General features: G+C 67.2%; 14 protein-coding genes and 6 tRNA genes. 17 read left to right on the top strand and 3 right to left on the bottom strand.

Annotation, left to right across the window (positions count from 1 at the left end):
- Window positions 1-67: 67 nt before the first annotated feature.
- Together VGU03_RS11520 and VGU03_RS11515 are read left to right on the top strand one after the other, a co-directional pair.
- Window positions 68-1384, top strand: coding sequence for an ABC transporter permease (locus tag VGU03_RS11520; protein WP_327480620.1), 1317 nt, complete (start codon window positions 68-70; stop codon window positions 1382-1384).
- Window positions 1385-1388: 4 nt separating this feature from the next.
- Complete coding sequence (locus VGU03_RS11515) at window positions 1389-2627, top strand: ABC transporter permease (protein WP_327480619.1); 1239 nt, start codon at window positions 1389-1391, stop codon at window positions 2625-2627.
- Between the two features lie 7 nt (window positions 2628-2634).
- On the opposite strand, the gene VGU03_RS11510 is transcribed toward VGU03_RS11515, so the two are convergent.
- Entirely contained in the window at window positions 2635-3186 is a 552-nt protein-coding gene (locus tag VGU03_RS11510; protein WP_327480618.1) for a Smr/MutS family protein, read from the bottom strand.
- Window positions 3187-3373: 187 nt separating this feature from the next.
- Here VGU03_RS11510 and surE point away from each other — a divergent pair, with 187 nt between their 5' ends.
- Genes surE through VGU03_RS11490 form a run of 4 tightly spaced genes read left to right on the top strand, consistent with a single transcriptional unit; the run spans window position 3374 to window position 6463 of the window.
- Entirely contained in the window at window positions 3374-4153 is a 780-nt protein-coding gene (gene surE, locus VGU03_RS11505) for a 5'/3'-nucleotidase SurE (RefSeq protein ID WP_327480617.1), read from the top strand.
- Between the two features lie 10 nt (window positions 4154-4163).
- Window positions 4164-4853, top strand: coding sequence for a protein-L-isoaspartate(D-aspartate) O-methyltransferase (locus tag VGU03_RS11500; protein WP_327480990.1), 690 nt, complete (start codon window positions 4164-4166; stop codon window positions 4851-4853).
- A 33-nt stretch (window positions 4854-4886) separates the two neighbouring features.
- Window positions 4887-5495 (top strand): DedA family protein, encoded by a 609-nt coding sequence (locus VGU03_RS11495; protein WP_327480616.1) that lies wholly within the window; start codon window positions 4887-4889, stop codon window positions 5493-5495.
- A gap of 50 nt (window positions 5496-5545) precedes the next feature.
- Window positions 5546-6463, top strand: coding sequence for a peptidoglycan DD-metalloendopeptidase family protein (locus VGU03_RS11490; protein WP_327480988.1), 918 nt, complete (start codon window positions 5546-5548; stop codon window positions 6461-6463).
- A 19-nt stretch (window positions 6464-6482) separates the two neighbouring features.
- Here the strand turns inward: VGU03_RS11490 and VGU03_RS11485 are convergent, their stop codons facing one another.
- Window positions 6483-6875 (bottom strand): Mth938-like domain-containing protein, encoded by a 393-nt coding sequence (locus VGU03_RS11485; protein ID WP_327480614.1) that lies wholly within the window; start codon window positions 6873-6875, stop codon window positions 6483-6485.
- Entirely contained in the window at window positions 6875-7171 is a 297-nt protein-coding gene (gene yhbY / locus VGU03_RS11480; RefSeq protein WP_327473833.1) for a ribosome assembly RNA-binding protein YhbY, read from the bottom strand. The genes VGU03_RS11485 and yhbY overlap by 1 nt, the downstream gene beginning before the upstream one ends.
- Before the next feature lie 81 nt (window positions 7172-7252).
- On the opposite strand from yhbY, the gene rlmE reads away from it, so the two are divergent.
- The 11 genes from rlmE to clpX all read left to right on the top strand — a co-directional run bounded on the left by rlmE (window position 7253) and on the right by clpX (window position 14521).
- On the top strand, window positions 7253-7903 hold the full coding sequence (rlmE, locus tag VGU03_RS11475; RefSeq protein ID WP_327480612.1) for a 23S rRNA (uridine(2552)-2'-O)-methyltransferase RlmE: 651 nt from the start codon (window positions 7253-7255) through the stop codon (window positions 7901-7903).
- Window positions 7900-9843, top strand: a complete 1944-nt coding sequence (gene ftsH, locus VGU03_RS11470; RefSeq protein WP_327480611.1) for an ATP-dependent zinc metalloprotease FtsH — start codon at window positions 7900-7902, stop codon at window positions 9841-9843. The genes rlmE and ftsH overlap by 4 nt, the downstream gene beginning before the upstream one ends.
- A gap of 199 nt (window positions 9844-10042) precedes the next feature.
- Window positions 10043-10119 (top strand) — tRNA-Arg (locus VGU03_RS11465).
- A 165-nt stretch (window positions 10120-10284) separates the two neighbouring features.
- A tRNA-Pro gene (locus VGU03_RS11460) sits at window positions 10285-10361 on the top strand.
- Between the two features lie 23 nt (window positions 10362-10384).
- A tRNA-Arg gene (locus VGU03_RS11455) sits at window positions 10385-10461 on the top strand.
- Between the two features lie 18 nt (window positions 10462-10479).
- Window positions 10480-10556, top strand: a tRNA-His gene (locus tag VGU03_RS11450).
- Between the two features lie 17 nt (window positions 10557-10573).
- Window positions 10574-10649: transfer RNA gene (locus tag VGU03_RS11445), tRNA-Lys, on the top strand.
- 317 nt (window positions 10650-10966) lie between these two features.
- Window positions 10967-11051 (top strand) — tRNA-Leu (locus tag VGU03_RS11440).
- A 67-nt stretch (window positions 11052-11118) separates the two neighbouring features.
- A complete protein-coding gene (gene tig / locus VGU03_RS11435) occupies window positions 11119-12411 on the top strand; it encodes a trigger factor (RefSeq protein WP_327480610.1) in 1293 nt (430 codons plus the stop codon).
- A 66-nt stretch (window positions 12412-12477) separates the two neighbouring features.
- Complete coding sequence (gene clpP, locus VGU03_RS11430; RefSeq protein WP_245188233.1) at window positions 12478-13107, top strand: ATP-dependent Clp endopeptidase proteolytic subunit ClpP; 630 nt, start codon at window positions 12478-12480, stop codon at window positions 13105-13107.
- A gap of 118 nt (window positions 13108-13225) precedes the next feature.
- Complete coding sequence (gene clpX, locus VGU03_RS11425; protein WP_327480609.1) at window positions 13226-14521, top strand: ATP-dependent Clp protease ATP-binding subunit ClpX; 1296 nt, start codon at window positions 13226-13228, stop codon at window positions 14519-14521.
- The last annotated feature ends 205 nt before the right edge of the window (window positions 14522-14726 follow it).

Raw genomic sequence — 14726 nt, 5'->3', positions numbered from 1 at the left:
CGCCGCCCTGATACCACTCCGGCCGCTGCCTCGTTAAAGTTCCCGCGGGAGTTCAGGGGAAACGGTGATGCTGCGCTATTACTTGGACCTGGCCTTGCGCAGTTGTCGGCGCAGCAGAGCCTTGACCATGCTCGTGGTCATGCTGATGGGCTTCGGCGTCGCCGCGTGCACGCTGAGCTATGCGGTACTGCGGGTGGCGGCCAAGGATCCGATCCCCGCCAAGTCCAGCCGCCTGTTCGTGCCGCAGATCGATAGCCTCGGGCCGGTCCACAACGGCAATGGCCAGCCGCCTGACCAGCTCGGCTACACCGATGCGATGGCCCTGCTGCACGCGGGCCGCGCGTTCCGGCAGACGCTGCTCTATCCGACGAACTTCGGGGTCGTGCCCGCAGATCCGGCGCGCCAGCCGTTCCCGCAGGTGGGCGAGGCGGTAACCGGCGATTTCTTCGCGATGTTCGACGTGCCGTTCCGCTACGGGCACGGCTGGGACGCCGCGGCGGACCAGAAGCGCGCGCCGGTCGCGGTGATCACCGATGCCCTGAACCGCAAGCTGTTCGGCGACATCGACAGCACCGGCCGCACGCTGACGCTGGACGGCCACGACTATCGCATCAGCGGCGTGCTCGGCGACTTCGACCCGTTGCCGCGCTACATCGACATCGCAAGCACGTGGAACGGCTTTGGCAAGCTGGCGCAAATCTATGTTCCGTTTGCACGCGCGGTGGACCAGCACAAGCCGCCGCTCACTGACTACTGCAGCAGCACGAGCGCGGCGCCCTACATGTCCGACTGGAACAGCTTCCTCAGCGGATGCGTCTGGATCGACGGCTGGGTCGAGCTGCCGGATGCCGCCAGCGCCGCCGGTTACCAGCGGTTTCTCGTCAATTACGCCACCGAACAGCAGCGGCTGGGACGGTTTGCGTGGCCGGCCAACGTGCGGCTGCCCAACCTGATGCAGATGCTCACCGACCATCGCGCGGTGCCGCGGGAATCGAAGCTGTCGGCGTGGGTGTCGCTCGGCTTTCTCATCGTGTGCCTGGTCAACGTGGTCGGCCTGCTGCTGGCGCGCTTCAGCCGCCGTGGTCTTGAGATCGGCGTGCGCCGCGCGCTCGGCGCACCACGGCGCGAGATCGTGCGCCAGTTCCTCGTCGAGGCGGCGGTCATCGGCACGGCGGGCGGCGCGCTGGGGGTATTGCTCACCGCACTGGGCATGATGGGCCTGGACCGGGTGTTCGTGCCGGAGATCGCACGCGCGGCGCGGCTGGATGGCGCTTTGATGTCGTTGACCCTGCTGGCGGCCGTGGCCGCAACGTTGGCCGCGGCGCTATGGCCCACCTGGCGCATCGCGCAGGTACGGCCTGCGTGGCAACTGGCCCAGGGATGAGGAGATGATGATGCAGCTCCGCCCGATTCTCGCCGCCTTGCGCCGGCACAAGGCAGCCACCGTGCTGATCGTGCTGCAGGTCGCCTTGACGCTCGCGGTGGTGAGCAACGCGTTGTTCGTGCTGCGCACGCGCCTGGTGCACCTGGCGCGACCGACCGGCACCGACGAGGCCAACCTGTTCGTGATCCGCAATGGCTGGCTGGGCCATCGCGACAGTGAACAGGTCGACGCGCGGATGCGCGCCGACCTGGCGACCCTGCGTGGCCTGCCTGGCGTGCGCGACGCGTTCGCGAGCGAGGCCTACCCGCTGCAGGGCGGCGGCGGCCTGCCGGTCCGTCTCAAGCGCGATCCGGCACAGACCACGCGCCCACCGTTGGCCATCAGCTATTTCGCTGACGAGCATGCGCTGGAAACGCTGGGCGTGCGGCTGCTCGCCGGGCGCAACTTCCACGCCGACGAGATCGCGCATGCGGGGTCGTTCGACAAGATCGCGCCGGCCTCGATCATCATCACCCGCGACCTGGCGCGGAAGCTCTTCCCGGATGGTTCGCCGGCACTGGGCCGCACCGTCTATCTCGATGGGCCGAGCGCGATCGTCGGCATCATCGACAGGCTGCAGGGGGCGTACGCCGGTAGCTCCGTGCGCAGCATCGACGAAGACACGGTGCTGATCCCGGCGCGGCTGGACGACCCGGATGGCACGGTCTATCTGGTTCGCGCGCGTCCCGGCCAGCGCGCGGCAGCCATGCGATCGTCGGTCGCCGCACTGCTGGCACAGGACCGCATGCGCCTGATCGACCCCGACGAAGGCGTGCTGGCGCTGACGCAGGCGCGCGAGCTCGGTTATGCGATCGATCGCGGCGCGGCTACCGCGATGGTGGTGCTCAGCCTGTTGCTGCTGCTGGCGACAGCAGGCGGGATCGTCGGCCTCAGCAGTTTCTGGGTCAGCCAGCGGCGTCGGCAGATCGGCATGCGCCGCGCGCTGGGCGCCACGCGGAGCGACATCCTTGCCTATTTCCGAACCGAGAATTTCCTCATTGTCGGCGCCGGCGTGATGCTTGGCGTGGTGCTCGCCATCGGCGCCAACCTGTGGCTGATGGAGCGCGGCGAGCTGCCGCGGATGCCGCCCTGGTTCGCACTGATCGGCGCCGCGGTGCTGTGGCTGCTCGGCCAGATCGCCGTACTGGGACCGGCGCGCCGCGCCGCCGCCGTGGCGCCAGTGGCCGCCATACGCGCCGACTGACCGGGCGCTACGCGCCCCTGAGCAGGACCACCACCGCCCCGGTGCCGCCCTGCGCGGGGCGCGCCGAGGCGTAGGCGATCACGTCGTCGCGACGGCGTAGCATGCGGTCGGTGAGTACCTTCAGGACCGGGCCGGCGGCCTTGGAGCGCAGGCCCTTGCCGTGCACGATGCGCACGCAGCGCAGGCCGTGCTGGCGGGCCTCGGCGAGGAAGCTGGCGATGCTCGATTGCGCGGCGGCGGCGTTCATGTGGTGCAGGTCCAGCTCGTCCTGGATGCTGAACTGGCCGCGCTTGAGCTGGCGCAGCAGGCGGGGCGGGTAGCCGTCGCGCAGATAGCTCAGTTCCTCGCCGATTTCCATCAGCGCCGGATCGAAGGCGAGCTCCAGCAGTTCGCTGGGCACGGCCGCTTCGTCCGCTTCGAGCATGTGCGCGCGTGGCTCGGGGCGCGGCGCGGGCGGCGGTGGCGCGTCGGCATGCAGTTCGCGCACCGGGCCGATGGCGTCGCGGAACAGGCGGATGTCGTCCTCGTCGGGCTCGGTGGGGGCGTGGCGCTTCTTCATTGGGGCATGCTAGCAAGGAGCGCGATGGGGTTTTCCGCGGGCCCGGCCCCTCACCCAACCCTCTCCCCAAAGGGCAGAGGGCTTCGGATCGCGTGGCCGTGAAAGCGGTGGGCCGCTCCGGTAGACTCGCATGGATCGGAGCGCGGCCTCTTGCAGTGCGCGCTCGTGCACTTCTTGATGGAATCCCATGCGAGTCCTGGTAAGCAACGATGACGGCGTGGATGCTCCCGGCATCCGCGTGTTGGCCGAATGTCTGGCGGCGGTGGGGCAGGTGACGGTGGTGGCGCCCGATCGCGACCGTTCCGGCGCCAGCAATTCGCTCACCCTCGACGCGCCGATCCGCGCACTGAAGATGGACGATGGCCGCTACCGGGTCGCCGGCACGCCGACCGACTGCGTGCACCTGGCGCTGGCCGGCCTGCTCGATCACGAGCCGGACATCGTGGTGTCGGGCATCAACAATTCGTCCAACCTCGGCGACGACGTGATCTATTCGGGCACGGTGTCGGCGGCGATGGAGGGGCGGTTCCTGGGCTTGCCGGCGATCGCGGTATCGCTGGTCAGCCGCGACCACAAGGGCGAGCACTACGCCTCGGCCGCGCAGGCGGTGCTGCTCCTGACGAAGCGGCTGCTGGTCGACCCGCTGCCGGCCGACACCATCCTCAACGTCAACGTGCCGGACCGGCCCTGGCATGAGATCCAGGGCTTCGAGGTGACCCGGCTGGGCAAGCGCCACCGCTCGGCGCCGTGCATCGCGCAGACCGACCCGCGCGGCAAGCCGATCTGGTGGATCGGCCCGGCCGGCGGCGCCGAGGACGACGGCCCCGGCACCGATTTCGACGCGGTGCGCCGCGGCTACGTGTCGGTGACGCCTATCCACGTCGATCTCACCCGTTACCAGGCGCTGGAGAAGATCAGCGGCTGGATGCAGGCGATGAGCGAGGCGATGGACGAGAAGGTGGCCTGACGCGATGACGATGAACATCCATCCGCTGCCGCCGTCCGCATTCAAGGGCGAGGGGATGACCTCGCAGCGCGCGCGCGACCGCCTGGCCGCCACGCTCAAGGAAAGCGGCATCCGCGACCCGCGCGTGATCGAGGTGATCCGCAATACGCCGCGCCACCATTTCATCGACCAGGCGCTGCACTCGCGCGCCTACGAGAACACCGCGCTGCCGATCGGCCACGGCCAGACCATCTCGCAGCCCTGGGTGGTGGCGCGCATGACCGAGGCGCTGCTGGAGCATTTCAACGGCGGCCTGCCGCAGAAGGTGCTGGAGATCGGCACCGGATCGGGCTACCAGGCGGTGGTGCTGGCCGCGCTGGTCGGCCAGGTGTTCACCGTCGAGCGCATCGAGGAGCTGCTGCGCCAGGCGCGCCGGCGCTTCCGGCAACTGGGTCTGGCCAACGTGCGCTCGCGCCACGACGACGGCAAGCTGGGCTGGCCGGACGAGGCGCCGTTCGACGCGATCATCCTCACCGCGGCCGGCGATGCGATTCCCAGCCAGGTGCTGGAGCAGCTCTCGCCCGCCGGCGTGCTGGTGGCGCCGGTGGGCTCGCCCAGCAGCCAGATGCTGCTGCGCATCCGCGGCGACGGCCAGGGCGACTTCATCCAGGAAGAGCTCGGCGCCGTCAGCTTCGTCCCCCTGCTCGGCGGCATCGGCTGATGCGCTGCCTCCCGCGAGAAGGAAACTCTTAAGATGCGGCTGTTCGGAACGCTTTACTCGCGTGCGATCACCTGGGCGCGCGATCCGCGGGCGCTCTACTACCTGTGCGGCTTGAGCTTCGTCGAGGCCTTCATCTTTCCGGTCATGCCGGAGGTGATGCTGGCGCCGATGATGCTGGGCAAGCGGCAGAAGGCTTTCTTCTACGCCAACCTCAGCCTGCTGTTCTCGCTGCTGGGCTCGCTGGTCGGTTATGCGCTGGGGCACTGGGCGTTCCAGGCCCTGCAGCCGCTGCTCGCCTCGCTGCACCTGCTCGCGCCGATCGAGCAGGGCGTGGCCAGCCTTCGCGCGCAGATGAACCAGCATTGGCTGGGCCTCCTGCTGGTGCTGACGCTGGCGGCGTTGCAACCGGTGGTGCCGATGAAGTTCGTGACCTGGGCGTCGGGCATCGTCGGCGTGCCGGTGGTCCCGTTCCTGATCTGCATGGCGGTCGGGCGTGGCAAGCGGGTGTGGCTGCTGGCGCTGTTGATCCGCCTGTTCGGCGAGCGTGCCGAGCGGGTGCTGCACAAGCACATCGAGCGCATCGGCTGGGCGGCGATCGTCGTGCTGGCGCTGCTGCTCGCATGGTGGATCTGGCTGCGTTGAACGGCATCGCGGCGCAGGGTGCCTTCGTGAAATTGCCGTGTCGGCTGGGTATGCTGGGCGGCATGATGAAATGGATGCGTCTTTCCGCGGCCCTGCTGGCCGTACTGCTCTTGAGTGCCTGCGGCGCAACGCGGCGTGCGGTGATCGTCCAGCCGAGCGACGGCGCCGTCCCGTCGCGGACGTCCGCGACGGCACCCGCCCATGCGTCCGGCAGCTACCACGTGGCGCGGGGAGACACGCTGTATTCGATCGCCTTTCGCCACGGCGTGGACTTCCGCGACCTGGCCGCTTGGAACCATATCGCTGCGCCGTACAGGATCTGGCCCGGCCAGACGTTGCGGCTGTCGGCCGCCGGAGGCAGGACCAGTGCCGTCGCGCGATCGAACACGCCCGTGGCGGCGGCCGGCCGCCATCCGGCGGCGGCGCCGGTCTTCGAGCAGGTGACACCCCAGGCACCCCCGCGCGCGCCGGCGCCCGTGGCCGAAACGGCCAAGTCGTCCAGTGCGACGTCGCCGGCGGCCACCGCCGCCGCGCCGGTGCCGCCCCGACCGGCCGTCGCCGCGGAGCCGTCACCCAAGGGCGCGACCCGGAACAGCGGCGGCGTGGACTGGCGCTGGCCGGCCGACGGTCCGCTTATCAAGCGCTTCCAGGCCGGCGACGCGATCCCGGGCATCGAGCTCGGCGGCAAGGCCGGCGATCCGGTGCGTGCCGCCGCCGATGGCGTGGTGGTCTACAGCGGCAACGGGCTGGTCGGCTACGGCGAACTGATCATCATCAAGCACAACGACAGTTTCCTGTCGGCCTATGGCCACAACCGCAAGCGCCTGGTGAAGGAGGGCCAGCGGGTCACCGCAGGCCAGCTGATCGCCGAAATGGGCGCGACCGGGGCCTCGCGCGACGAACTGCAGTTCCAGATCCGGCGGGATGGCAACCCGGTGGACCCGCTGGAGTACCTGCCGGCGCGCTGATGCGCCGAAGGAACGGGCGTCAGCCGGCCGCGGCGCGCGAGGGCGGCAGAATGAAGGCGGCCACCACGCGCCGGCCCTCGCCGGTCAGCAGGTCGTAGGTACGCGCGGCGGCGGCGTTGTCCATCACCTCGATGCCGACGCCGCGGCGCAGGAAGCCGGCCATGAACGCAGCGGCGGGAAAGCGTTGGCGGCTGCCGGTGCCGAGCAGCACCACTTCCGGCTGCAGCGCCAGCACGGCCTCGACGGCGCCCTCGTCGAGGGCGGCCACTTCCGCCACCGGCCAGTCCTCGACCAGCCGGTCCGGCGCCAGCAGGAAACTCGCGGACAATTCCCGATCGACCACGGTGATCGCCCCGTCGGCCACGCGACGGATGAACAGGTAGCCCTCGGGCCGTTCGAGCGAAAGGTCCATCAGCGTGGCAAGGCGAGTTTGGGCTCGTCCTCGTTGCGGCGGAACAAGGTCACCGTATGGCCGATCTGCTGCACGTTTTCCGCGCCGCTGCCTTCGGCCAGGTAGGCGATCTGCGCCTCGCGCTCTTCCTTGTCGCCGCCGGAGAGCTTGACCTTGACCAGCTCGTGGTGGCTGAGCGCCAGGTCCAGCTCCTTGAGCACGGCCGGCGTCGCGCCCTTGGCGCCCAGCAGGATCACCGGGTGCAGGTCGTGTGCGAGGCTGCGCAGGTAGCGGCGCTGGGAAGGGGAGATCGGCATGCGGGAAGGGTCCACGATTCGCGGTCAGGGAGCCGTAAAGGGTATCATGCGGCCGTCCGTCCCCATCGGTGGCCCCGCCGCATGTCCCGCAGCAAGAGCAGTTCCCGCTGGCTTCGGGAGCATTTCGACGACGTCTACGTGAAAAAGGCCCAGGCCGAGGGCCTGCGCTCGCGCGCCGTGTTCAAGCTGGAGGAACTGATCGAGCGCGACCGTCTGCTCAAGCCGGGCATGCGGGTGGTCGATCTGGGCGCGGCGCCGGGTGGCTGGTCGCAGCTGGTGCGCCAGCGGCTGGGCGACAGCGGCACGGTGATCGCCCTGGACATCCTGCCGATGCAGGGCATCGCGGGGGTCGATTTCATCGAGGGCGATTTCCGCGAGGAGGCCGTGCTGCGCCAACTGGAAGAGCGTCTGGGTGGTCAACCCGTCGATCTTGTACTGTCGGACATGGCCCCCAATATGAGCGGAGTGGCGCTGGCCGACCAGATCCGCGCGATGGACCTGGCCGAGTTGGCCCTGGATTTTTCCCGGCAATGGCTCAAGCCGGGCGGCGCGTTCCTGATCAAGCTTTTTCAGGGAGCCGGCTTCGACGAATATCTGCGCAACTTGCGCGCGCAGTTCGAGCGCGTAACCATGCGTAAACCCAAGGCCTCCCGCGCGCGTTCGCGCGAGGTGTATGCGCTCGCCACGGGCCGGAAACCCGGCGGCGGGCAAACGGACGAGAACCGCGCATGAACGAAATGGCGAAAAACCTGTTGCTGTGGCTGATCATCGCGGTGGTCCTGCTGACGGTGTTCCAGAGCTTCAACCCGCACGGCGGCTCCTCCTCCGACCTGCCGTACTCGAGCTTCGTGCAGAGCGTGGACAGCGGCAACGTCGCCAGCGCCACGATCAGCGCGGACAATCCGGCCACCATCAGCGGCAAGCTGAAGGACGGCAGCGCGTTCCGCACGGTGGCGCCGGTGCTGGGCTTCTCCACCAACGGCATCGTCAAGCAGATGCAGGACAAGAACGTGGTGGTGACCCAGGAGCCGTCCAACAACGGCTTCTCGCTGCTGGGCCTGCTGGTCAACTGGCTGCCGATCATCCTGATCGTGGGCGTGTTCATCTGGTTCATGCGCCAGATGCAGGCGGGTGCGGGCGGGCGCGGGGCGATGAGCTTCGGCCGCTCGCGCGCCAAGCTGCAGGGCGAGGACCAGGTCAAGGTCAACTTCAGCGACGTCGCCGGCTGCGACGAGGCCAAGGAGGAAGTCGGCGAACTGGTCGAGTTCCTGCGCGACCCGGGCAAGTTCCAGAAGCTGGGCGGCAAGATTCCGCGCGGCGTGCTGATGGTCGGCCCGCCCGGTACCGGCAAGACGCTGCTGGCCAAGGCCATCGCCGGCGAGGCCAAGGTGCCGTTCTTCTCGATCTCCGGCTCGGACTTCGTGGAGATGTTCGTGGGCGTGGGCGCCAGCCGCGTGCGCGACATGTTCGAACAGGCCAAGAAGCACGCGCCGTGCATCATCTTCATCGACGAGATCGACGCGGTCGGCCGCCATCGCGGCGCGGGCCTGGGCGGCGGCCACGACGAGCGCGAGCAGACGCTCAACCAGTTGCTGGTGGAGATGGACGGTTTCGAGGGCACCGAAGGCATCATCGTGATTGCGGCGACCAACCGCCCCGACGTGCTCGATCCGGCGCTGCTGCGTCCGGGCCGTTTCGATCGCCAGGTGGTGGTCGGCCTGCCCGACGTGAAGGGCAGGGAGCAGATCCTCAAGGTGCACCTGCGCAAGGTGCCGACCGCAAGCGACGTCAACTCGATGGTCATCGCTCGCGGTACGCCGGGTTTCTCGGGTGCGGACCTGGCCAACCTGGTCAACGAAGCGGCGCTGTTCGCCGCGCGCGAGAACGCGCGCGAAGTGCGCATGAGCCATCTGGACAAGGCGCGCGACAAGATCCTGATGGGCACCGAGCGCCGCTCGATGGCCATGAGCGAGGACGAAAAGCGCCTGACCGCCTACCACGAGGCCGGCCACGCCATCATCGGCCGCCTGGTGCCGGAGCACGACCCGGTCTACAAGGTCACCATCATCCCGCGCGGCCGCGCGCTGGGCGTGACCATGTACCTGCCGGAGGCCGACAAGTACTCGATCAACCGCGTGGCCATCCAGTCGCAACTGTGTTCGCTCTACGGCGGCCGCGTGGCCGAGGAGCTGATCTTCGGTGCGGACAAGGTCACCACGGGCGCTTCCAACGACATCGAGCGTGCCACCAAGATGGCACGCAACATGGTCACCAAGTGGGGCCTGTCCGACGAGCTGGGACCGGTCACCTACGGCGAAGACGAGGACGAGGTCTTCCTCGGCCGTTCCGTGACCCAGCACAAGAACGTTTCCAACGAGACGGCGCGCCGCATCGACGAGGTGGTGCGCGACATCCTCGACCGGGCCTACGCGCGCAGCAAGCAGCTGTTGACCGCCAACCTCGACAAGCTGCACGTGATGGCCGATGCGTTGCTGCAGTACGAAACCATCGATGCGCGCCAGATCGACGACATCATGGCCGGTCGCCAGCCGGGCGAGCCTGCCGACTGGTCCAAGCCGACTTCCGGCGGCTCCGTCCCGCCGAATCTGCCGCCGCGCGGAGATGCCGGTTCGACCAAGCTGGGCGACCCCGCCACGCAGCCGCACGGCTGAGCAGGGCGTTGGCGTGCTGTTCCGTTTGGACATCCAAACGCCAAGCTGCCCAGGGATGCGACCGACTTTCGCGACGAGAAAAGCGAAGAAATTTTGAAAAAGGTGTTGACGCCATCGCGTCCGTTCTGAATAATTCCGCTTCTTGCTTCGGCGCCCCTCACTCTGGTGAGGAATCGTCACGGCAAACCAGTTTCACCGCGCGCCCGTAGCTCAGTTGGATAGAGTACCAGGCTACGAACTTGGTGGTCGGGAGTTCGAATCTCTCCGGGCGCGCCATTACATCGCAAGGCATGTTGTTCGCACCATGACTTGTCCGTCTGCGCCAAAGCGTCGACGGGGCCGGAAAGGAAGCCGGTGCGCTGGATACGGATTGACGAGGTGAAGCGTCGCCCGTAGCATTCGAGGGCTTCGGTACGCGATAAGCGTCCTACAGGTTTGCTACGGGGTATAGCTCAGTCTGGTAGAGCGCCAGCTTTGGGAGCTGGATGTCGGGGGTTCGAATCCCTCTGCCCCGACCAGCAGGCGTTATGCTTTCGGACATGCGCCTGTAGCTCAACCGGATAGAGCATCGGCCTTCTAAGCCGACGGTTGCAGGTTCGATTCCTGTCGGGCGCGCCAGCTTCACACTGTTTTATGGTGGGCGTAGCTCAGCTGGTTAGAGTACCGGATTGTGATTCCGGTTGTCGTGGGTTCGAATCCCATCGTCCACCCCATTCAAAACAAGAAAAACGGGCCGTTAGCTCAGCTGGTAGAGCAGTTGACTCTTAATCAATTGGTCGTAGGTTCGAATCCTACACGGCCCACCAATACAGACAGGCGCTCGGGAAACCGGGCGCCTGTTTTCTTTTGAACCTGGCCTGTCCCCCCTCCAGGAAGAGGACAGGCTGAAGCAGAAGGATTGCAGGCGCCCCTGGATGTTCTCCACCCGCCGGCCTTTCATCCACGGCGGGAAACGGGGCGCGCCGCCCTGGCGGATGAGCGCCATCATCCAAAGGCCTGCTTGTGTTGCCCCGTCGCGCAACCGTAAAATGTGCCGCTTTGGCACAAGGGAATCATCGACTTAGCGGGCGGGCGCTGGCCGAATTCCGTTTGGAATCCGACGCGTCAGCTTCGCGGGCCCGACGCGAAAGTGGCGGAACTGGTAGACGCACTGGATTTAGGTTCCAGCGGTTCACACCGTGCGGGTTCGAGTCCCGCCTTTCGCACCATCCCTGTTCGTTTTTTTGCAAAGGCCGGCGAGCGCGCCAGCCACCACGAGAGTTACCAGGAGTCGTCATGCAGTTTTCGGTTGAGAACGTCGGCAAGCTCGAGCGCAAGCTTACGGTGCGGTTCCCGGCGGAGCGATTCGAGTCGCAGGTCAGCGCGCGCATCGCCGAGATGGGCCGTACGGTACGCCTGAAGGGTTTCCGCCCGGGCAAGGTGCCGGCTGCCGTGATCCAGCAGCGCTTCGGCTCCCAGGTGCGCGGCGAGGTGCTCTCCGACCTGATCGGCGCCACCCTCCGCGAGGCGTTCGAGAAGGAGAACCTGCGCCCTGTCGCCAACCCTTCGATCGACACCACCGGCAGGCCGGAGAACGGCGAGATCGCCTACACCGCCACCTTCGAGGTGATGCCGGAGTTCCCGGAGATCGACGTGGCCTCGTTGGAGATCTCCCGTCCCACCGCCGAGGTGACCGATGCCGACATCGAGAAGATGATCGAGACCCTGCGCCTGCAGCGCCGCAGCTTCGACCCGGTCGAGCGCGCCTCGGCCGAGGGCGATTTCGTCATGTTCGAATATGCCGCTACCGCCGGCGACTACCGCTTCCCGGCCGAGGGCCTGGAGCGCGCGGGCAGCGTGCTTGGCTCGGGCACGCTGTTCAAGGCGCTGGACGAGACGCTCGCCGGCCGCACCGCCGGCGACGAGTTCGACAGCGAGATCAGCTTCCCGGAAGACTTCGGCAACCCGCAACTGGCCGGCAAGACCGCCCAGGTCAGCTTCAAGATCGTGAAAGTGCAGGCGCCGCAACTGCCCGAGGTGAACGAGGAGTTCGCCAAGCTGTTCGGCATCACCGACGGCAACCTGGAAACCTTCCGCAAGGAAGTGCGCGCCAACCTCGAACGGGAGCTCAAGGCGACTCTGATGGGCCGTCTCAAAGGCGAGGTCGCCGAGAAGCTGGCCAATGCGCATCCCGACTTGGAAGTGCCCAACATGATGGTGCAGGCCGAGGCACACAACCTTGCCGCCGGCAGCGTGCCGCGCGGCCAGCAGCCGCCGCCGCAGCTCGTCGAAGCGGCTGCTCCGATGGCCCGCAAGCGGGTGATCGCGGGCCTGCTGATGGGCGAGATCGCCCGCAAGCAGGAACTCAAGATCGACCGCAAGCGCGTCGCCGAGCAACTGGCCGCCATCGCCTCGACCTACGAGGAGCCGGAGAAGGTCGTTGAACTCTACAATGCCGACCCCCAATTGATGTCTGGGCTGCAGAACCGCGTGATGGAAGACCAGGTGGCCGAGTGGGTGGCCGAGCACGCCAAGACCACCGAAAAGCACCTGGCTTTCGACGAAGTGATGCGCCCGGCCGGCGCCTGAGCGACACTGCCAGGCACCATCATCAGGCCCGCCTGACCGCGGGCCTCATCCGGAGAACAAGCACGCATGGCCATGGCCCCGATCCAGAACCTCAACCTGGTGCCGATCGTCGTCGAGCAGACCGCTCGCGGCGAGCGCTCCTACGACATCTACTCGCGCCTGCTGAAGGAGCGGGTGATCTTCCTGGTGGGCGAGGTCAACGACCAGGTCGCCAACGTGCTGATCGCGCAGATGCTGTTCCTCGAGTCGGAGAACCCCGACAAGGACATCCACCTGTACATCAACAGCCCCGGCGGTGCGGTCACCGCGGGCCTGGCGATCTACGACACCATGCAATTCATCAAGCCCGACGTCAGCACCATGTGCATCGGCCAGGCGTGCAGCGCCGGCTCGCTGCTCCTGATGGCAGGCGCCAAGGGCAAGCGCTTCTCGCTGCCCAACTCTCGCATCATGATCCACCAGCCTTCCGGTGGTGCGCAGGGCCAGGCCACCGACATCGAGATCCAGGCACGCGAGATCCTGTACATCCGCCAGCGCCTGAACCAGCTCTACGTCGACCACACCGGCCAGCCGCTGGAGAAGATCGAACGCGACATGGAGCGCGACCGCTTCATGAACCCGATCGAGGCCCGCGACTATGGCCTGATCGACCAGGTCCTCGACCGTCGCGGCGTCGAAACGGTCAAGTCGGCCTGATCCCCCGTCTGGTCCAGACCTACCTAATCCGCCAGAAAGCATGCTCTGCGCCGGCGCCAAGCAGGCGCGGAGCCCTGTGCTATTCTGACGGCGCAACCGAAACACAGCAGGACCTGATATGAGCGACGAGCGGCAGGGCCGTTCCAACGACAGCGGCAAGATTCTCTACTGCTCCTTCTGCGGCAAGAGCCAGCATGAAGTGCGCAAGCTGATCGCGGGTCCCTCCGTGTTCATCTGCGATGAGTGCGTAGAACTGTGCAACGACATCATCCGCGAGGAGCTGGAAGAGAAGGCAGCCTCCGGGCGCAGCCATCTGCCCAAGCCCCGCGAGATCATGGAAACCCTCGACCAGTACGTGGTCGGCCAGACCCGCGCCAAGAAGGCGCTGGCGGTGGCCGTATACAACCACTACAAGCGCATGGAATCGCGCCAGAAGAGCGATGAGGTCGAGCTCGGCAAGTCCAACATCCTCCTGATCGGTCCGACCGGCTCGGGCAAGACGCTGCTGGCCGAGACGCTGGCCCGCCTGCTCAACGTGCCGTTCACCATCGCCGACGCCACCACGCTGACCGAAGCGGGCTACGTGGGCGAGGATGTCGAGAACATCATCCAGAAGCTGCTGCAGAAGTGCGACTACGACGTCGACAAGGCGCAGTCGGGCATCGTCTACATCGACGAGATCGACAAGATCTCGCGCAAGAGCGAGAACCCGTCGATCACGCGTGACGTGTCGGGCGAGGGCGTGCAGCAGGCGCTGCTCAAGCTGATCGAGGGCACGCTGGCCTCCGTACCGCCGCAGGGCGGACGCAAGCATCCGCAGCAGGAATTCCTGCAGGTGGACACCAAGAACATCCTGTTCATCTGCGGCGGCGCCTTCGCGGGCCTGGAGAAGGTCATCCAGCAACGCTCGGAGACCACCGGCATCGGCTTCTCGGCCGAGGTCCGCTCCAAGGAGCGCACCGAGAATCTGGGCAAGGTGCTGGCCGAGGTCGAACCGTCGGACCTGGTCAAGTTCGGCCTGATCCCGGAGTTCGTGGGCCGACTGCCCGTCGTGGCGACGCTGGACGAACTCGACGAGCCGGCGCTGGTGAAGATCCTCACCGAGCCGAAGAACGCCGTCACCAAGCAGTTCAAGCGCCTGTTCGAAATGGAGGGCGTGGAGCTGGAGTTCCGCCCGGAAGCCCTGCAGGCGATCGCCAAGAAGGCGCTCAAGCGCAAGACCGGCGCCCGCGGCCTGCGCACCATCCTGGAGCAGGTGTTGCTGGACACCATGTACGAGCTGCCTTCGTTGGAGCACGTCAGCAAGGTGGTGGTCGACGACGCGGTGATCGAAGGCCAGGCCGAACCCTACCTGATCTACCGCGGCAACCTGCAGCAGCAGCGCGTCGCAGGCGAGGGTGGTGACGCTGCCTGACCGGTACGCGGTGCGTCAAAAAACAGCGGCCTCGGCAATTGCCGGGGCCGTTTGCTTTTTGGCGCAAGCAGGCAGGCGCCAGCTTCCGATGGAGCCGCCACGAGCGCAGGGCCGCGCCGGGCTGCCGCCCGACGCGCTTTTGCCGGCCTTGGCTTGAAACCTGCAGGCTACCGGTCTAGCCGCTTCGACGAGTCGCGCGCGACTT

The sequence above is a fragment of the Frateuria sp. genome, assembly GCF_035944355.1.
In the GTDB taxonomy this organism is placed as follows: Bacteria; Pseudomonadota; Gammaproteobacteria; order Xanthomonadales; family Rhodanobacteraceae; genus Frateuria_A.
Note: the sequence above shows the minus strand (reverse complement) of the source record. Positions and strands in the feature narration are given on the sequence as shown.

Excerpts from the sequence above, each read along its gene's own strand:
- VGU03_RS11520 (WP_327480620.1), top strand. The coding sequence starts at position 68 with ATGCTGCGCTATTACTTGGACCTGGCCTTGCGCAGTTGTCGGCGCAGC.
- VGU03_RS11515 (WP_327480619.1), top strand. The coding sequence starts at position 1,389 with ATGATGATGCAGCTCCGCCCGATTCTCGCCGCCTTGCGCCGGCACAAG.
- VGU03_RS11510 (WP_327480618.1), bottom strand. The coding sequence starts at position 3,186 with ATGAAGAAGCGCCACGCCCCCACCGAGCCCGACGAGGACGACATCCGC.
- surE (WP_327480617.1), top strand. The coding sequence starts at position 3,374 with ATGCGAGTCCTGGTAAGCAACGATGACGGCGTGGATGCTCCCGGCATC.
- VGU03_RS11500 (WP_327480990.1), top strand. The coding sequence starts at position 4,164 with ATGAACATCCATCCGCTGCCGCCGTCCGCATTCAAGGGCGAGGGGATG.
- VGU03_RS11495 (WP_327480616.1), top strand. The coding sequence starts at position 4,887 with ATGCGGCTGTTCGGAACGCTTTACTCGCGTGCGATCACCTGGGCGCGC.
- VGU03_RS11490 (WP_327480988.1), top strand. The coding sequence starts at position 5,546 with ATGCTGGGCGGCATGATGAAATGGATGCGTCTTTCCGCGGCCCTGCTG.
- VGU03_RS11485 (WP_327480614.1), bottom strand. The coding sequence starts at position 6,875 with ATGGACCTTTCGCTCGAACGGCCCGAGGGCTACCTGTTCATCCGTCGC.
- yhbY (WP_327473833.1), bottom strand. The coding sequence starts at position 7,171 with ATGCCGATCTCCCCTTCCCAGCGCCGCTACCTGCGCAGCCTCGCACAC.
- rlmE (WP_327480612.1), top strand. The coding sequence starts at position 7,253 with ATGTCCCGCAGCAAGAGCAGTTCCCGCTGGCTTCGGGAGCATTTCGAC.
- ftsH (WP_327480611.1), top strand. The coding sequence starts at position 7,900 with ATGAACGAAATGGCGAAAAACCTGTTGCTGTGGCTGATCATCGCGGTG.
- tig (WP_327480610.1), top strand. The coding sequence starts at position 11,119 with ATGCAGTTTTCGGTTGAGAACGTCGGCAAGCTCGAGCGCAAGCTTACG.
- clpP (WP_245188233.1), top strand. The coding sequence starts at position 12,478 with ATGGCCATGGCCCCGATCCAGAACCTCAACCTGGTGCCGATCGTCGTC.
- clpX (WP_327480609.1), top strand. The coding sequence starts at position 13,226 with ATGAGCGACGAGCGGCAGGGCCGTTCCAACGACAGCGGCAAGATTCTC.